This is a genomic window from Bdellovibrio bacteriovorus, from assembly GCF_048286975.1.
GTDB lineage: Bacteria > Bdellovibrionota > Bdellovibrionia > Bdellovibrionales > Bdellovibrionaceae > Bdellovibrio > Bdellovibrio bacteriovorus_H.
Genome location: NZ_JBLVRT010000001.1, coordinates 1,500,093 through 1,516,771, shown reverse-complemented (window position 1 = coordinate 1,516,771; position 16,679 = coordinate 1,500,093). Strand labels below are relative to the sequence as shown.

The following is a 16,679-nucleotide window of genomic DNA, read 5'->3' as shown; positions in this document are numbered from 1 at the left end:
TATGTTACTTGAGTTGAAAGTGTCCAATTTTGCGATTATCGAAAACCTTCATGTCTCTTTCAAAGAGGGACTGAACATCATGAGCGGTGAAACCGGGGCCGGTAAATCCGTTCTTCTGAAAAGTCTGTCCCTGTTGATGGGTGGCAAAGGTTCCAGCGACACCATTCGCACAGGCGCCACCCAGGCGACCATCGAGGGTTCATTTGATATTTCCTCCCGCCCCGACATTCAGAAAATGCTGCACGATATGGGCATTGAAGCGGATGAGCACACTCTGATCGTTCGCCGTGTGCTAAGCTCTGGCGACAAATCCAAAGTGTACCTGAACGGCAGCCTGAGCACCCTGAACAGCCTGCGCGATATCGTGGCGCCGATGGTGGAACTGGCGGGTCATTCAGCTCCTCTGATTGAAATGACCGGTCAGCATGAAAACCGCAACCTGATGTCCAAACACTATCATCTGGATCTTTTGGATCAGTACGCGGGCACCTGGGACAAACGTTTGCTGTTCACGGAAAAATTCAACCGCTATCACGCGATCTTTGCTGAAATCAAAAAACTTGAAAGCGATGCCAAACAAAAAGCCCAGCGCCTGGATTTTTTGACTTATCAGCGTGATGAAATCGCCAATCTGGATCTTTCCCCGGGCGAAGACCACGAACTGGAAGTCGAAGTCAAAAAACTGAAGAACTCAAACCGCATTGGTGCGTTTGTGGATCAGGCGGAATCGGCTCTGTACACAGACGATGATTCCGCGATCAGCCGCCTGAATGCGATCCTGAAAAAAGGCCTGGAGATTTCCAACGTCGACCCGCAAATCGCGGCGAAACTGGAAAACCTGGAACAGGCCAAGACTTTGATTGATGAAAGCATCTATGATCTGCGCCAGTACGCAAACAAGATCGATGCCGACCCCCAACGTCTGGAAGAAGCCGAAAGCCGCCTGAGCGATCTGCGCAAGCTGCAGAAAAAATACGGCGCGACCGTCGATGACATCCTGAAGGCTTTGATGGAGATGGAAATTGAAATCTCCAATCTGCAAAACTCTGAAAGCCGCGTCGAATCTTTGAAAAAAGAAGCTGCTGTTATTTTGAAAGAGCTTGAAACCCTGGGTGCGGATCTGCACAAACGCCGTCAAAAAGGAGCCGAGCTTCTGGCCGACAGCGTGAACGCAGAACTGCTGGATCTGAACATGAAAGGTGTGACCTTCCACGTGATGACCGAAAAGCTGCAGGAACTGGCGTCCACGGGCTTGAGTGATGTCGAGTTCCTGAGCCAAACCTCCAGCAAAGACGCCAAACGCCCTTTGGCGAAGTTTGCTTCAGGTGGCGAGCTGAGCCGTATTCTTCTGTCTTTGAAGCGTGTGGTGGGTTCCAGCAATCAGCCGCGCACTTATCTGTTTGATGAAGTGGATACCGGCGTGTCTGGCGAAACGGCAGAAAAAGTCGGACGCAAGCTGCGCACGATTGCCAAAGGACAACAGGTTGTCTGCGTGACTCACCTTCCTCAGGTGGCGGCCTTCGGGGATATTCACTTCTTTATCCAGAAGTCCCCGCAAAAGGATTCTGTTTCTATGGTTGTGTCAGAACTCAAACAAAAAGACCGAGTTCAGGAAATCGCCCGCCTTATCAGCGGTGAAAAGATCTCCAAAACATCCCTGGCCCACGCCGAGCAACTCTTGGCAGAAGCCAAACAAAACTAGCTGGTCCACACTCCGACCCTGTCGGAGTAGAACAAAACCAAAGAAAGGCTGCCCACAAAGCAGCCTTTCTTATTTGTAAGTTCCCCCCTCCGAAGCCGATCCCCTACCATTGAAGCCTACACTCATATTTTAAGGAGAACGGACTATGATTCTTGTTATGGGAGCTACAGGTCACATCGGTTCAAAAATCACCACTCACCTTCTTGCCAACAGCCAACAAGTGCGCTGCGTGGCCCGCAAGTTCCCGAACAAAGACGCCTTCCGTGGCGCCGAGCTGGCACAAGGGGACGCCAATGACGTCAGCTTTCTGATGGACTGTATGCGCGGCTGTTCTGCCGTGTTTACGATGATTCCACCGGACATGAGCGCCAAAGAAGTGCGCTTTTACCAGAACAAATTCGGTGAGGTGATCGCCGAAGCCATCGAAGAAGCCGGAGTTAAAAAAGTCGTGAATCTTTCCAGCGTCGGTGCGGACCTTGAAAGCGGCACGGGCCCGATCCTGGGACTGCACGACCAGGAAGAAAGACTGAACTCCATCACGCGCGCGGACATCGTGCACCTGCGTCCGACCTACTTTATGGAAAACCTGCTCAGCGGAATTCCCAGCATCCTTTCAATGAACCGCTTCTTCGGCACGATGTCCGGCGAAGTGCCGATTCCAATGATCGCCACCCGAGATATTGCCGCCCGAGCTGCGTTCCTGCTGATGCATCCAGAGTTCAAATCCCACAATGTCGAGTATCTTTTAGGAGAGCGCGATGTGACCTTCGACGAAGCCCTGCGCATTATTGGCCAGGCCATCAAAAAACCCGACCTGGAATACGTCGAAGTCCCAGAACAGGAAATGAGAAACTACCTGATCGGAGCCGGCCTGACTGAGGACTGGTCAGATGCCATGCTGGAAATGAGCCGCTCCTTTAACAACGGCTCGATCGCCGGCACCATCAGTCGCGATAAAAAGAACACAACCGCGACGTCTTTGGAGGAATTCGCCAGAACAACATTCCTGGATGCTTACACACGTGCCCAGCGCACTGACGCAGACAGAAAATCCCGCCCATCCTCGGAGCGTGAGGCCAGACCGTAAGGTCTTGTGCTTCCCAACTCCCGGAAGATGGTGATAGCCTTTTCGAATGAAAAAAAGTGTATTGGCTATCGCACTTCTGGGAGTTTCCTGCATGCACAAAAATTATCTAGATTATCCGAAACCTGAAAAGATCAAAACTGAGCTGTCCAAACACGGTGACATCCGTATGGACGACTATTTCTGGCTGCGTGAGCGCGAGAATCCAAAAGTCGTCGACTATCTGAAAAAAGAAAACGCCTACACGGCCGAGATGATGAAACCGGCTAAAGAGCTTGAGGAAAAAATCTTCCAGGAGCTGAAGTCCCGCGTGAAAGAGGACGAATCATTCGTCCCGGCCAAAGACGGCGACTATTGGTACTCCGCCCGCTATGAAGTGGGTCAGCAGTATCCCTTGCACACCCGCCACAAAGGCAGTCCGACAGGCCCGGAAGAAATTCTGATCAATGTTCCGGAGCTGGCAAAAGGGCACAGCTACTTCAGTTCAACCGGTCCGCGCATGAGTCCAAACCACAAAATGATGGCTTATGCCGTGGATACCGTGGGTCGTCGCTTCTATACGATTCATTTCAAAGATCTGACCACCGGAAAAGTTCTTGAAGACAAAATTGAAAATGTCACTGGCAATCTGAGCTGGGCCAATGACAACGAAACGATCTTCTATACTGAACAGCATCCCGAAACCCTGCGTTCCGAAAAGATTTATCGCTACAACATCAAAACACACAAAAAAGATCTGGTTTACCACGAGAAAGACGACACCTTCAGCGTTTACGTTTACAAGTCCTTGTCAGAAAAGTTCATCTTCATCGGTTCTTACAGCACCCTGACGACTGAAACACGCTTTATGTCTGCGGACACCCCACAAGGGACTTTCAAGGTGTTCAATCCGCGCGAACGTGCGCACGAATACTCGGTCACTGATGGCGGTGACAAGTTCTATATCGTTTCCAACAAAAACGCCCGCAACTATAAACTGATGGTGGCGGATCTGGATCACACGGAAGAAAAGCACTGGAAACCTTTGATCCCGCACCGTGAAGACACTTATCTGGAAAGTGTGACGGTGTTTAAGAACTTTATCGCTCTGGATGAACGCCACAACGGCCTGACTCAGGTGCGCATTGCGGATCGCAACGCCCAGAATCCTTATGAATTGAAATTCGCGGATCCAAGCTATCTGGCGTCTGTCGGTGACAATCGTGAATACGACACTGAATGGCTGCGCTATAATTATGAATCCATGCGCCTGCCGGATTCTGTTTATGACCTCAACGTCAAAACCAAAGAACAGGTTTTGAAAAAAGTGAAAGAGATCCCGAACTACAACGCCGATCTTTACAAAACCGAGCGTGTGTTCCTGACTGTTCGTGACGGCACTAAAGTTCCAGTGTCCCTGATCATGAAAAAAGACTTCAAGAAGGACGGCAAGTCCTCGATGCTGGTTTACGGCTATGGATCTTATGGCGCGAATATGGACCCTTGGTTCAGCAGCAGCCTGTTCAGCCTGGTGGATCGTGGTTTTGTCTATGCAAAAGCCCACATCCGCGGAGGCTCGGAAATGGGTCGTCACTGGTATGACCAGGGCCGTACCCACTCCAAGATGAATACCTTCAATGACTTTATCGACGTGACGGAAGCCTTGATCAAAGACGGTTATTCTTCGCCCGAGCACACTTTTGCCATGGGCGGAAGTGCCGGGGGTCTTTTGATGGGTGCGGTGATGAATCTGCGCCCGGATCTTTACAAGGGCATGGTTGCCCAGGTGCCATTCGTGGATGTGATTTCAACGATGCTGGACGATAGCATTCCACTGACCACCAGTGAATACGACCAGTGGGGCAATCCGAACGTGAAAGAAGACTACGATTATATTCGCAAGTACTCTCCTTACGACAACGTCAAAGACCAGGCATATCCGAATGTTTTGGTGACGACAGGTTTCCACGATTCTCAGGTTCAATACTGGGAGCCGGCGAAATGGGTGCCGAAGCTTCGTGAACACAACAAGGGGACTTCGATGATTCTGCTGAAGACCGACATGGAGTCAGGTCATGGAGGCGCTTCCGGCCGCTTCGATCAGTTGAAAGAAACGGCCACGGAATATGCGTTTATTCTGATGGTTAACGGAAATAAGAATTAGTCTCTTACGTCCTGCACGATGATCAGCGCACTGAAAGTGTTGAACTTCACAGTTTCGCCGGTCTTCTGGCTTGTCCAGTACTGAGAGTTGATGTACTTCACGCTGCCATCCTCATTCAACACCGGAGTTCCGTCCGGATTGATTTCAGGGATGGTGGCGCGCTCAGTTTCCTTCACACGGTTAAACAACTCTTCAGCGGTTTTTGCATCCTGACGGGTGCAACCACCGGAAGCGCGGCCTCCAAGATAGTCCGTGTATTTCTTGTAAACTTCGTGCAAAGCCAAACCGTTGTCCACGTCATAGAAGATCGCAAACGGCATGGATGAATCCCATGAGCTGGAATGGTGATCTTTGGACAGGAACTTCGGTGTGTAATAGCCTGTCGGCGTCTGAGACCAGTAAGATTTCGCCGGAGCGCCCGTGCACTCTTTGTTTTTACGTTTCAGCTCCAGACCTTCACGGCCTGTGGAAACTTTGGAATTGATCACAACACGGCCATACTCATACACGCGCATTGTCTGAGCGGTACGACCCTGTTCAGCCTTGTTGATCACGATCACATAACGGAAATCGCGCAGCCAGGGCTTGGAATAGAAATCCTGCTCACTGAAGGCCTGCTGCTGACGCAGGTATTCCGGCAGACGCGGCGTAATCGCTTTTTCATATGAATATACCTGGCTGTATTCCTGGTCTTCATACTTACAGTCATTAAACGCGTTTTTCACCTTACCCCAGAAAGAGGCCGAGGCGGATTGACTGACCACCAGAGCCGCGGCAACGACTCCGTACTTCATAACGTTCTTCATAATCACTCCGTTCTTTTTATGAAAAGACGAATTTCATACAGCAAAGACTTTGCCACATTTTGAGACACTGAACTGGAAACTGGGGGCTTTGAATGGAAAAGGCCCCTGAATGGGGCCCTTAAAAGTCACGTCGTAAAGAAGTTCAACAGCGGCTGTTTGGGGGCCTTAAAAACCCTCGATGGTACCCACCTGGCGGTCGTCATCAAAGGGAATCACGTCACTGGCGGCGGACTGTTTCGCAACCTTCTTTGGCGGAGCCGTTGGAGAGTGGGAAGCTTTCACAACCGGAGTTTTTTTCATGGTGCCTGCTGCAGCCACTGGCGCTACTGCAGTCACTCCGCCCTTACCGTGGATCACGTCATTCAATTGGGACGTCAGCTTCTGGGAGGTCGCCGCCATCGTGTCGATTTCGGCACTGGATGCGGCAATTTCTTCAGCGGATGCAGCATTGCTTTGCGCAGCCTGATCCAGTTGATTCATGGCTTTGCTGATCTGCTGAATGCCGGCTGTTTGCTCGGTGCTGGCGGTGGCAATTTCATTATTCAAATCCGCAACCTTCTTGACTGAAGTAACGATGTTATCCAGAACCACGCCGCTGGAGCTGGCGATCTGACCGCCCTCTTCCACTTGTTGTACGGATTGTTTGATCAGCTGAGTGATGTCTTTGGCGGCAGAGGCACTTCGTTGTGCCAGGGCACGCACGGCTTCGGCCACGACGGCGAAACCTTTGCCTTGTTCTCCGGCGCGGGCAGCTTCCACCGCGGCATTTAGCGCCAGCAGGTTTGTCTGGAAGGCGATATCATCGATGACATGAATGATCTCTTCAATTTTGCGGGATGAAGCGGAGATCTGATCCATGGAGGAAATAAGTTTTGAAATCTCGCCCTGACCTTTTTCCGCCACTTCGCGGGATGAGGCCGAAAGACTTGCCGCCTGTTTTGCATTGTCTGAATTCATCTGCACCATGGAAGAAAGCTCTTCCAAAGACGCCACGGTTTCTTCCAAAGATGCTGCCGCTTCCGTGGAGGACTGTGACAGACTCGTGCCCGCACTGGTCATCTGGGTCACCGCCCCCGCCACATGATTGCTGGCATTGGTCAGTTGTTCAGAGATACCGGAGATCTCTTTGGACATGCGGGACGCAATCCACAACAGGGTTCCGGAAATGAGAAGATTCCCGATAATAGTCGTCAGGATATTCCACATCTTAACAGACTGCTCGGCCTGAGAAGCCAGTTGCCCTTCGGTGGCCGCTTTACTTTCATAAATTTTCAAAGCCGCGGCTGTAAATTCACTGACCGGCACGCCAGCCACCGTGTAATCGCCACGCAGAAGCTCTTCCGCCCTTTCCAGACTGGTGGCTTCTTTGGCTTTCAGTTTTTTCAGAATGTCATCCATGATAGCCAAAATCGCGGGGAACTTATCCTGGGCTTTTTCGAACAGAACCTTTTCCTCTTCGGTGAAAGACGTTTTGATGTATTTTTCATAATCCTTGCGATAGGAATCCAGCGCCTGCTCGGCCATCGCCAGTTCACCATCAATGTCTTTGCCCGCTTTGAAAAGGCTTAAGGCAGAATAAGCACGAAACCCAAAAGCATTTCGCGAGATACGCATATCCGTCAGAATCAGAATGTTGGGAATGATCTCATTATGCGAACTCTTCAGAAGTTCATTCACACGACCAACGCCGTTAACTGAAATGACCCCCACCATGCAGAAGGCCACAACCGGAAGGGCTGCTGCGAATAAAAGCTTGCCTTTAATACCGCGAAACCAGGATGTGATGTTGCCCATAGATGTAAGAACCTCCAATACGTTCTGATCTACTCTTCGTTTTGATCGGAACTTTACTGAAGGGCTCAGGGTTGTTTCTTAAAGGAAGGTAATTTTTTGGACCTGGTCGGTGGAGACAGCTCTCGCCTGTTCAGGCGAGAGCTTGTGATTTATGCAAAGAACTAGACCAGCTTGCGAAGCACGTAATGGAGGATGCCCCCATTTTTGTAGTACTCAAGTTCGACGGCCGTATCGATACGAGAGCGCACTTTCACATCCTCTTTCTGACCGTTGGCGCGATGAATGGTCAACGTCAAATCCTGCTGAGGCTTCATTCCCGATTCAATTCCGGAAATATCGAAGGTCTCTGTGCCATCCAGATGCAAAGTCTTGCGATCTGTGCCCGGATGGAACTGCAAAGGCAATACGCCCATACCGATCAGATTGGAACGGTGAATTCGCTCGAAACTTTCCGCAATCACAGCTTTCACACCCAACAAGCGAGTGCCCTTGGCTGCCCAGTCACGGGAAGATCCTGTGCCGTATTCTTTACCCGCGATCACCACCAAAGGCGTCATCGTGGACTGGTATTTCACGGAAGCGTCGTAAATGGCCAGGGTTTCGCCGCTTGGCACATACTTCGTCATGCCGCCCTCCACACCCTGAAGCATTTCATTCTTGATGCGAATGTTGGCAAATGTCCCGCGCACCATCACCTCGTCATTACCACGACGGGATCCGTACGAGTTGAAGTCATGAGCTTCCACTCCATGAGACGTCAAATAACGTCCTGCCGGAGAATCTTTCTTGATACTTCCCGCCGGAGAAATATGGTCCGTCGTGATGGAATCACCCAGGATCGCCAAAGGACGAGCCCCCTTCACATCATGAACCGCTTCCGGCTTCAGGCCCATGCCTTCAAAGTACGGAGGATTCTTGATGTAGGTGCTTTTTTCCCAGCTGTACACCTGAGAGGAAGTCGTGTTAATTTTCTGCCAGTCTTCCGTGCCCGCGAAAACATTTCCATAACGAGTGTCGAACATTTTCGTTTCAACCGTCTTGTTGATGGTGTCCTGAATTTCCTGCGTGCTTGGCCAGATATCTTTCAGATACACCGGCTTACCGGCAGAATCTTCACCCAGAGCATCCTTGGTGATGTCGATCATCATATTGCCAGCCAAAGCGTGCGCCACCACCAGCATCGGGGACGCCAGATAGTTCGCCTTCACGTGCGGATTGATACGACCTTCAAAGTTGCGGTTTCCGGAAAGAACCGACGCCACAACCAGATTCCCTTTTTCGACTGCCCCTGCCACCGGCGCATCCAGCGGACCGGAATTTCCGATACAAGTCGTGCAACCATAACCCACAAGATTGAAACCCAGCTTATCCAGATAGGTCTGCAAACCTGCGCGCTCAAGATAATCCGTCACCACCTGAGACCCCGGAGCCAGGGATGTTTTCACCCACGGCTTCACGGTCAGGCCTTTTTCCACGGCTTTCTTCGCCACCAAACCGGCACCGATCATCACGGATGGATTGGAGGTGTTCGTGCAACTGGTGATTGCGGCAATCACCACGTCCCCGTGGCCCAAAGAATAATTTTTAGATTCAACGGTCACCGCCGAAGCTGATTTGGTCGTTTTGTCGGCTTCAACCTGGAAGCCCGCAATCAGCTGTTTCTTGAAATCTTCAGCAGCTCCTGCCAGTACCACGCGGTCCTGCGGGCGCTTCGGTCCTGCCAGGGACGGCACCACCGTGGACATGTCCAGATGAAGAGTGTCGTTGAAGTGATAGTGCTTTTCAGCTTCTTCCGAACGCCACAAACCGGTTTCTTTTGCATAGGCTTCAACCAAAGCAATCGTCGCAGCATCACGACCGGACAGACGCAGATACTTCATTGTCTGTTCATCCACCGGGAAGAATCCACAGGTCGCGCCGTATTCAGGCGCCATGTTGGCAATCGTCGCCCGATCGGCCAAGGACATGGACGCCAGACCCGGGCCATAGAATTCCACAAATTTTCCGACCACACCTTTTTTACGAAGCATTTGCGTGATGGTCAGAACAAGATCCGTCGCGGTCGTGCCTTCTTGCATCTTGCCGTCCAGCTTAAATCCGACCACTTCCGGAATCAGCATGCTCAGAGGTTGCCCCAGCATCACCGCCTCCGCCTCGATACCACCGACACCCCAGCCCAGTACGGCCAGACCGTTGATCATGGTGGTGTGACTGTCTGTGCCCACCAGCGTGTCCGGGAAGGCGTTGGCACCATCCGGCCCCTGATTGGACCAAACTGTTTTACCCAGATATTCCAGATTCACCTGATGACAAATACCTGTGCCCGGCGGAACCACTTTGAAATTCTGGAACGCATTCTGCCCCCATTTCAGGAAGACATAACGCTCGTGGTTTCGCTCAAATTCCATCTTGACGTTTTCATCAAAAGATTTCGGCGTACCGAAAGCATCAACCATCACCGAGTGGTCAATAACCAAATCGACCGGCACCAGCGGGTTGATCTTTTTCGGATCGCCACCCAGAGCTTTCATTGCATCACGCATCGCTGCCAGATCCACAACTGCCGGTACGCCGGTAAAGTCCTGCATCAGCACTCGCGCCGGGAAGAATGAAATTTCACGCGTCAGGGATTCGCTGCTCAGGCTCAACAGGGAATCAATGTCCTCTTTGCTGACATGCAGCCCGTCTTCGTGGCGCAGAAGGTTTTCCAAAAGGACCTTCAGCGACACTGGAAGCTTTTTGACATTGGGATGCTGGATTTTTTGAGCGTTGAAAATGGTGTAGCTCTGAGAGCCCACCTGAAGTTTCGATTTCGTCTTAAAACTGTCTTTGGATTGAATGAACATGAGAGGCTCCTTCCTCTCAATTCCACTCCCCTCTTAAGAATTTATCAAGCCAAAAAGCCCCGATCTGGGTTTTCACATCGCTGACTTTCCCCTCGAGAACAAGCTGCATCAGATCTGTTGGTTTTACTTCGACAACCTCAATAAACTCGCCCTGATCCAGACGCTGTTCGAGCTGAGTCAAATCCTTGGCCAGATACAAATCAATGTGCTCATTTGAATAGCCGATGACAGGATGAATTGTGGTCAGGAACTTCCATTCTTTGGCTTCATAGCCGGTTTCTTCCAGAAGCTCGCGTTTTGCTGTCACCAGGGTTTCCTCGTTGTGATCCCTTTTGCCAGCCGGGAACTCGAGAAAAACTTTCTTTACCGCGTGACGGTACTGATGAATCATCACCACATTTCCATTCGGCAAAAGCGGAATCATCATCGCGGCACCGGGATGCAGAATGTATTCACGGGTGTAAGTGCGCCCGTCCGGAGCCTGCACCTGATCCTGTTCAATTTTGAGGTATCTTCCTTTAAAAATCTGACGCGTGGAAAGCGTCTTTTCTTCCAAATGCTTCATGATGTTCAGAGTCTCATACAGAAACGCTGAAGTCGCTTTCATTTCGTCTGGACCAAAGATGGTCCCGCCTTTTGTCCAAAAGGTGTAGAATGGTTGTTGCTCATAGATGTTGAATTGAAGAGTGTTGTATAGACTTGTGTTAAATCAAATTTGAAAGATCAGGAGGATCACTATGAGAGCTTTGACCAAAGTGGGACTATTCGTGTCCACTGCAGTTCTTGCTTCGCTAATGTTTGCTCAGGATGCAAACGCTCAACGCCGCCTCAGTCGCGGTCCCAGCCTTTCAGGCGACATGTCTTTGGGAATTGGTTTGTCGACTGTGTCTGCCGGACAAAATGACATGAACTCCCTGATTGATGCCGCTCGTGCGAGCGCCGCCAATGCTGACACCAAATCCCTGGGCAGCGCCTGGGAATTTTATGCCAACTGGTCCTACCGCTTTAGCGGGACTTCCTATGCATTTGTCTTCCGTCCATCCTACTTCATGCAAAGCACTGAAGGCTCTGGCACAGACGGAAGCTACGACTACAAACTGACGGGTTTCACTGTCTTCCCGATCTTCCGTGTGTATCCTTTGGAAAACTCTTTCATCAAATTTTACATGCAGACAGGTCTGGGTTACGGCAGCCTGAGCGGTGAAATCACCGCCGGAACCAAGAACCTGGATTTCAAAGGCAGTGCCTTTGGTGCCATGGGTGGTATCGGTGTGGACTTCTGCTTCACCGACGCTCATTGTCTGACAGTGGAAGGCAACGTCCGTTACATGCCCATTGAAAGAAACCTGACAACCGGAGGCAACTGTACCGGAGCCAGCGACATCCCGGGCGTCAGTCAATGCGGTGGCGACTCCGAGGTCGAGCGCAATGGCAAGGACCTTTCCACGACCATGTCCGGTGTGCAGGGCCTGATCGGTTATACGATGAATTTCTAGCAAGACTCCTGTCTTGTTTCAGTACTGATCCGCTCAAAAGCCACCTCAACGAGGTGGCTTTTTTTTATTCCCAGCCTGAGACGCCCAACGACTTTAGAAGTCCCTGATTTTTGCCGATATTTTACAAAGCATGAACACACGGGACGTGAATAAAATCGCCATATTAGGGATGATCGTGTCGATCCTCTCTGCCTGCTCGGACGCCAGTCCGACAGTGTCGATTCTGCGTTCTATGGAAAGTCTTGAGTTCAATCCAAGTCACGTCGTCACCTCCAGCCTGAACAGCGTGCCGTTGCAGGCCTCTTGCGCCAACTTCATCGGCAATATTGATATGAGCCTCGACGGCGGAGTCACCTGGATCACGCCGACCAGTTATGACGTCACGGCTTCGTCATCCTGTGTGAACGGCAAGTTCACCGTCAATCTGTCCAACCTGAAATCACCGTGGAGTTCTTTGGCGATCTCACCCGGACAGACCCTGAAGGTAAAATTCCGCGCACAACCGCGCAAAAACAACTTCTTCTACAAAGAAGTCACAGTGCTTTACTCGCCGTCCTCGACGCGCAGTCAGGAAATTCTGATCGGCAGTGCGGAACAGGCTGGCGGGGGTTATCGCGTGAAAAGCCGTCTTCGTCATCAGCAACAGCATGTCGCCAGCGGCGGCAACTTTAAAATCAAAGGGAGAATCACAGAATGAAAAATCTGATTCTGCCCCTGATGCTGATTTTATCAGGCCTTGCGGCACATGCGGCTTCGCCTTCTCCAGGTCCCTTATTCACGTATGAGGGTCTGCTGACTGACGCCGGTGGCACTCCTATCACCACGACTCAAACCGTTCTTTTGCAGATTATCTATCCGTCCACTTGTGTGGTGTTTGAAGAAACCCACAGCATCACCCCTGGTTCCAGCGGTGAGTTCAGCGTGATTGTCGGTAGCGGCACGCGCGCAGATTCCACCGGCAACACCGCCGATCGCATCTTTGCATCTTCCGGCAGCGTGACCTGTGCCGACACCAGCACCGTGACGGCCTCGGGATTCACGACGCGTTCTTTGCGCGTGCGTGTTGGTGGAACCGATCTGACGCCGGATGTGGCAATCAATACGGTTCCGTTCGCGATCAATGCCGCGCGCCTTGCCGACAAGACCGCCGCAGACTTTGTGCAGATCTCAGCCTCGACAACTCAAACCAATGTCGACAGTGTCTTTAGCCGCTACGGAACTTTGAACAGTGTTTTGAATTTGTTTGGCACTGCCGGCACCAATGGTCAGGTTCTGATCGGCAACGGCACGGGCTATACACCCGCAACTTTGACGGCTGGTTCCGGAATCAATATCACCAATGGAGCTGGCAGCATCACGATTTCAGCCAGCGGCGGCGGCGGTTCGGTCACGGCAGTCACGGCTCAATCACCTTTGGGTGTCGCAGGAACCGCAGCTGTTCCGGATCTGTTCATCAGCCAAGCCAATTCAACCACCAATGGTTATCTAAGCTCGGCAGACTGGCAGGCCTTTAACAACAAACAAGGCAAAACCCTTTCCACTGGAAATATCTGGGTGGGTAATGCCGGTGGTTCTGCCGCCGAAGTGACCGTCAGTGGTGACGCCACTTTGAATTCTGCAGGAACACTGAATCTCGCTAACGTCGGCACCGCTGGCACTTATGCCAAGGTCACCACGGATTCAAAAGGGCGGGTGACTGCGGGCACGGCCCTTGCCCCTGCTGACATTCCGTCTTTGGACTGGAGCAAAATCACCACGGGCCTTCCCGGGACACTTTCCGGGTATGGAATTGTGGATGCTGTGAAAAATTTCGGTGGCGCAACGGGGATAATGACTGGCCTGGATGCCGCCCGTCCCACGGCTGGTAATGCCGGCCTTCTCTACATTTCTTCGGACAGCCACCAGATCTATCGCGACAATGGTTCCACCTGGAGCACTTTGGGTGGCGGTGGTGCTGCAACACCGATCAGTCTTACCACTCAAGTCACCGGAATTTTGCCTGTCGTGAATGGTGGTACCGGGGCTTCCTCTGTGGCTGGCGCCATGTCAGCACTTTCCCCTCTGACGAACAAAGGGGACATCCTTGTTCACAACGGCACCAACAACGTGCGTCTGCCTGCGGGCAGCAACGGGCAGGTCCTGACTGCGGACACCGCCGATACAAATGGTGTGAAGTGGATTTCAATCCCCACCGGCACCGTCACGAATGTGGCAGGCACCCCGCCGGTGACAGTTTCCAACAACACCACAACTCCGCTGATCTCAGTAAGTGATGCCACGGCCAGCACCAAGGGCGTCGTCCAGATCGGAAGCGGTCTGAACGTCAGCTCAGGTGTCGTCAACGTGAATCCGGGATCATTCCCGTCGATGGTACCAGTGACAAAAGGCGGTACCGGAACTGGCACCCTCGCAGCGAACAAAATGCTGATGACCAATGCCTCGGCCAGCGCCTTCACTGAATTTTCGTGCGGCATCGGTCAGGCCATTGCCTTTGACGGTGCAGGTGTTGCCGGTTGTTCCAACTATAGCTCTTTGGGTGTGATTGTAAGTTCTGGCAACTCATTGGGCATCCCGATGGTCGTCGGTACCAACGATGCTTTCAGTCTGTCATTTGAAACCAATAACACGACCCGAATGACGATCGACGATTCCGGGCGGGTGGGTATTGGTATAACCAACCCGGCCACTCCCCTGCATGTGATGGGATCCGGCGAAGTTGCGCGCTTCGTGACTTCAGCCACAGGTGGTGTTGTGATTGACTCCACAGCACTGAACTATAATCCGTCTTTGATCTACAGAAAAACCAACGTCAATCGCTGGTCGATGATGGTGAATGCAGCCTCTGAAACTGGATCCAACATGGGCTCCAATTTCAGCATTCTTCGTTATGATGACACGGGCGCCACTCTGGGCGCAGCGGTGACCATTGATCGTGCGACCGGGAACTTCGGTATCAACACCCCTGCACCAACTTACACTCTTCATGTCACGGGAACTGCCGGATTGAGCACCGGTACTGCGTGGACCAATGCCTCGGACCGACGCCTGAAAGACGTCCACGGGGACTACGAATACGGTCTGAATGAAATTCTGAAACTGCACACCGTTCGTTATAACTACAAATCCGGAAATGCCCTGAGCCTTCCATCTGATGTGCCTATGACTGGCTTCATCGCCCAGGAAGTGCAGCAGGTCATTCCAGATGCAGTAAAAACCCGTGCGGATGGATATCTGGAATTGAATGTGGACCCGATTCACTGGGCCACAGTGAATGCGGTAAAAGACCTTCATGGCATGTGCAAAGTCACACAGGAACAACTGAACACCATCACTCGCAAAGTGGCTTCGCTGGAAGAAGACGCTGCTGCGAAAGACCTGCGCATCAAAGCGCTGGAAGATGAAAACAAAAGTCTCAAAAAAGATCTGGAACTGATCAAAGCCAAACTCGGCCTGCAGTAATCTCAATTCGAAACTTCAAAATCATACCATTATCATACGACGTGCGGGGGATGCTTCCGCATTTTTTACAATTTTGTTAATCTTATATATAGCTGATTGTTGAGGTACGTAATGACTAAATCACTATTCATGGCTGTGCTTTTGGCGTCCCCGTTTGCTCTGGCCAAAAAGCAAAATGAACCGAATATTCGCGCACGCGGGCTGCTAAAAAAAATCACATGCAGCTATCATGGCAGCGGCAAAACTCCGACGGGCGAAAGCATCGGTCCGGTGGAATTTGCCGATCCGGAAAAAACGGTGTGTGAACCCCTGGGCAGTGGTTCTGCCAACAACAGCGAAAACGGACTGTTTGCCAAACTGTTCGTAAAAAGCCCCGAGATGCCCGGTCAGGTCAAAAGCGTGATGGACTATTACAACAAGGGTGTGAAACTTGAGCAGGATCTTTACTTCTCGGATGTGAATGTTCCGACGCGTGTTTTCACCGAAGGCTTTGCCACGAAAAATGGCGAAGTGCTGGTGGATGCCAGCGGCACCAAGCTGATTGAAAATTTTGCCATCGAATACACCTCCATCCTGAAACTTTCAGATCAGGATCGTGAAGGTCACTATGAAATTTCATTGCTGTCTGATGACGGCGCCCGTCTGTTTGTGAAAGAGGGAGACGTATGGAATGAACTGGTGAACAACGACGGCGTGCACCCGACCCGCCTGGGCTGCCCCTACCGCACTGTGGAAATGAAAAAGGACACCGAGCTGCCGATTCGTATTCTGTACTATCAAGGGCCGCGCTATCACATTTCCAATGTGATGATGTGGAAGCACCACAAGAAAGCCCAAAGCTGGAAGAGTCCCTCGTCCCACTCTCTGTGCGGAGTCCAGAGCAACAATTTCTTCTATAACCCGAACAATGGGAAAAAACAGGCGGCGGTGAAGTTCCTCGAGGCCACGGGCTGGGATGTTGTTGCTCCGGCAAACTTCCATATGCCTCCACTAAAGCCGAATCCTTGTGTCGAGCCAGACTTTGCCATGAGCGACTTCAAAGTGGCTTCCGTGGCTGCACCCAATGCAGAAATTACCTGGTCAACAAACTTCCCGTCCACAAGCCAGATCTACATCGTCAATATCTTCACGGGCGAGGAAATGTACACCACGGTTGATAGCGAGATGGTCACAAGCCACAAAGCGGTCCTAGGCGGACTGATCCACGGCTTGCAGTATCAAATCCAGGCCATCAGCGTGGATGCCAAGGGTAAAGAGGTCCGCAGCCCTGCCATCATGCTGCTGCCATAAGCTTATCATTCCTTCCGGGAATACTAAGTTTCCACCTGCATACTTGCCAGTCCCCCGGT

At 51.6% G+C, this 16,679-nt stretch carries 11 protein-coding genes; 7 read left to right on the top strand and 4 right to left on the bottom strand.

What is annotated here, in order from left to right; all coding sequences use genetic code 11:
* Window position 1: 1 nt before the first annotated feature.
* From recN to ACNQKP_RS07470, 3 genes are all read left to right on the top strand, one after another.
* Window positions 2-1,702, top strand: a complete 1,701-nt coding sequence (gene recN / locus ACNQKP_RS07480) for a DNA repair protein RecN (RefSeq protein ID WP_417863866.1) — start codon at window positions 2-4, stop codon at window positions 1,700-1,702.
* Between the two features lie 145 nt (window positions 1,703-1,847).
* A complete protein-coding gene (locus ACNQKP_RS07475) occupies window positions 1,848-2,789 on the top strand; it encodes an NmrA family NAD(P)-binding protein (protein WP_417863864.1) in 942 nt (313 codons plus the stop codon).
* A gap of 46 nt (window positions 2,790-2,835) precedes the next feature.
* Complete coding sequence (locus tag ACNQKP_RS07470) at window positions 2,836-4,929, top strand: S9 family peptidase (protein WP_417863862.1); 2,094 nt, start codon at window positions 2,836-2,838, stop codon at window positions 4,927-4,929.
* Here ACNQKP_RS07470 and ACNQKP_RS07465 read toward each other — a convergent pair.
* From ACNQKP_RS07465 to ACNQKP_RS07450, 4 genes are all read right to left on the bottom strand, one after another.
* On the bottom strand, window positions 4,926-5,735 hold the full coding sequence (locus ACNQKP_RS07465) for a L,D-transpeptidase (RefSeq protein WP_038448348.1): 810 nt from the start codon (window positions 5,733-5,735) through the stop codon (window positions 4,926-4,928). The genes ACNQKP_RS07470 and ACNQKP_RS07465 overlap by 4 nt on opposite strands.
* 165 nt (window positions 5,736-5,900) lie before the next feature.
* Window positions 5,901-7,529: a HAMP domain-containing methyl-accepting chemotaxis protein gene (locus ACNQKP_RS07460; RefSeq protein ID WP_417863860.1), complete on the bottom strand. Its 1,629-nt coding sequence runs from the start codon at window positions 7,527-7,529 to the stop codon at window positions 5,901-5,903.
* Between the two features lie 161 nt (window positions 7,530-7,690).
* The gene (gene acnA / locus ACNQKP_RS07455) at window positions 7,691-10,375 is read right to left on the bottom strand and encodes an aconitate hydratase AcnA (RefSeq protein ID WP_417863858.1); all 2,685 of its coding nucleotides are present in this window, start codon (window positions 10,373-10,375) and stop codon (window positions 7,691-7,693) included.
* 16 nt (window positions 10,376-10,391) lie between these two features.
* Window positions 10,392-10,940 (bottom strand): NUDIX domain-containing protein, encoded by a 549-nt coding sequence (locus ACNQKP_RS07450; RefSeq protein ID WP_417864096.1) that lies wholly within the window; start codon window positions 10,938-10,940, stop codon window positions 10,392-10,394.
* Between the two features lie 172 nt (window positions 10,941-11,112).
* On the opposite strand from ACNQKP_RS07450, the gene ACNQKP_RS07445 reads away from it, so the two are divergent.
* The 4 genes from ACNQKP_RS07445 (at window position 11,113) to ACNQKP_RS07430 (ending at window position 16,620) form a co-directional block, all read left to right on the top strand.
* Window positions 11,113-11,871: a hypothetical protein gene (locus ACNQKP_RS07445; protein ID WP_417863856.1), complete on the top strand. Its 759-nt coding sequence runs from the start codon at window positions 11,113-11,115 to the stop codon at window positions 11,869-11,871.
* A 130-nt stretch (window positions 11,872-12,001) separates the two neighbouring features.
* A complete protein-coding gene (locus tag ACNQKP_RS07440; RefSeq protein ID WP_417863855.1) occupies window positions 12,002-12,568 on the top strand; it encodes a hypothetical protein in 567 nt (188 codons plus the stop codon).
* Window positions 12,565-15,330, top strand: a complete 2,766-nt coding sequence (locus ACNQKP_RS07435; RefSeq protein ID WP_417863853.1) for a tail fiber domain-containing protein — start codon at window positions 12,565-12,567, stop codon at window positions 15,328-15,330. Before ACNQKP_RS07440 ends, ACNQKP_RS07435 begins: the two co-directional genes overlap by 4 nt.
* A 111-nt stretch (window positions 15,331-15,441) precedes the next feature.
* The gene (locus ACNQKP_RS07430; RefSeq protein WP_417863852.1) at window positions 15,442-16,620 is read left to right on the top strand and encodes a PA14 domain-containing protein; all 1,179 of its coding nucleotides are present in this window, start codon (window positions 15,442-15,444) and stop codon (window positions 16,618-16,620) included.
* Window positions 16,621-16,679: the final 59 nt, after the last annotated feature.

Excerpts from the sequence above, each read along its gene's own strand:
- ACNQKP_RS07475 (WP_417863864.1), top strand. The coding sequence starts at position 1,848 with ATGATTCTTGTTATGGGAGCTACAGGTCACATCGGTTCAAAAATCACC.
- acnA (WP_417863858.1), bottom strand. The coding sequence starts at position 10,375 with ATGTTCATTCAATCCAAAGACAGTTTTAAGACGAAATCGAAACTTCAG.
- ACNQKP_RS07450 (WP_417864096.1), bottom strand. The coding sequence starts at position 10,940 with ATGAAGCATTTGGAAGAAAAGACGCTTTCCACGCGTCAGATTTTTAAA.
- ACNQKP_RS07430 (WP_417863852.1), top strand. The coding sequence starts at position 15,442 with ATGACTAAATCACTATTCATGGCTGTGCTTTTGGCGTCCCCGTTTGCT.
- ACNQKP_RS07440 (WP_417863855.1), top strand. The coding sequence starts at position 12,002 with ATGAACACACGGGACGTGAATAAAATCGCCATATTAGGGATGATCGTG.
- ACNQKP_RS07435 (WP_417863853.1), top strand. The coding sequence starts at position 12,565 with ATGAAAAATCTGATTCTGCCCCTGATGCTGATTTTATCAGGCCTTGCG.
- ACNQKP_RS07460 (WP_417863860.1), bottom strand. The coding sequence starts at position 7,529 with ATGGGCAACATCACATCCTGGTTTCGCGGTATTAAAGGCAAGCTTTTA.
- ACNQKP_RS07445 (WP_417863856.1), top strand. The coding sequence starts at position 11,113 with ATGAGAGCTTTGACCAAAGTGGGACTATTCGTGTCCACTGCAGTTCTT.
- recN (WP_417863866.1), top strand. The coding sequence starts at position 2 with ATGTTACTTGAGTTGAAAGTGTCCAATTTTGCGATTATCGAAAACCTT.
- ACNQKP_RS07465 (WP_038448348.1), bottom strand. The coding sequence starts at position 5,735 with ATGAAGAACGTTATGAAGTACGGAGTCGTTGCCGCGGCTCTGGTGGTC.
- ACNQKP_RS07470 (WP_417863862.1), top strand. The coding sequence starts at position 2,836 with ATGAAAAAAAGTGTATTGGCTATCGCACTTCTGGGAGTTTCCTGCATG.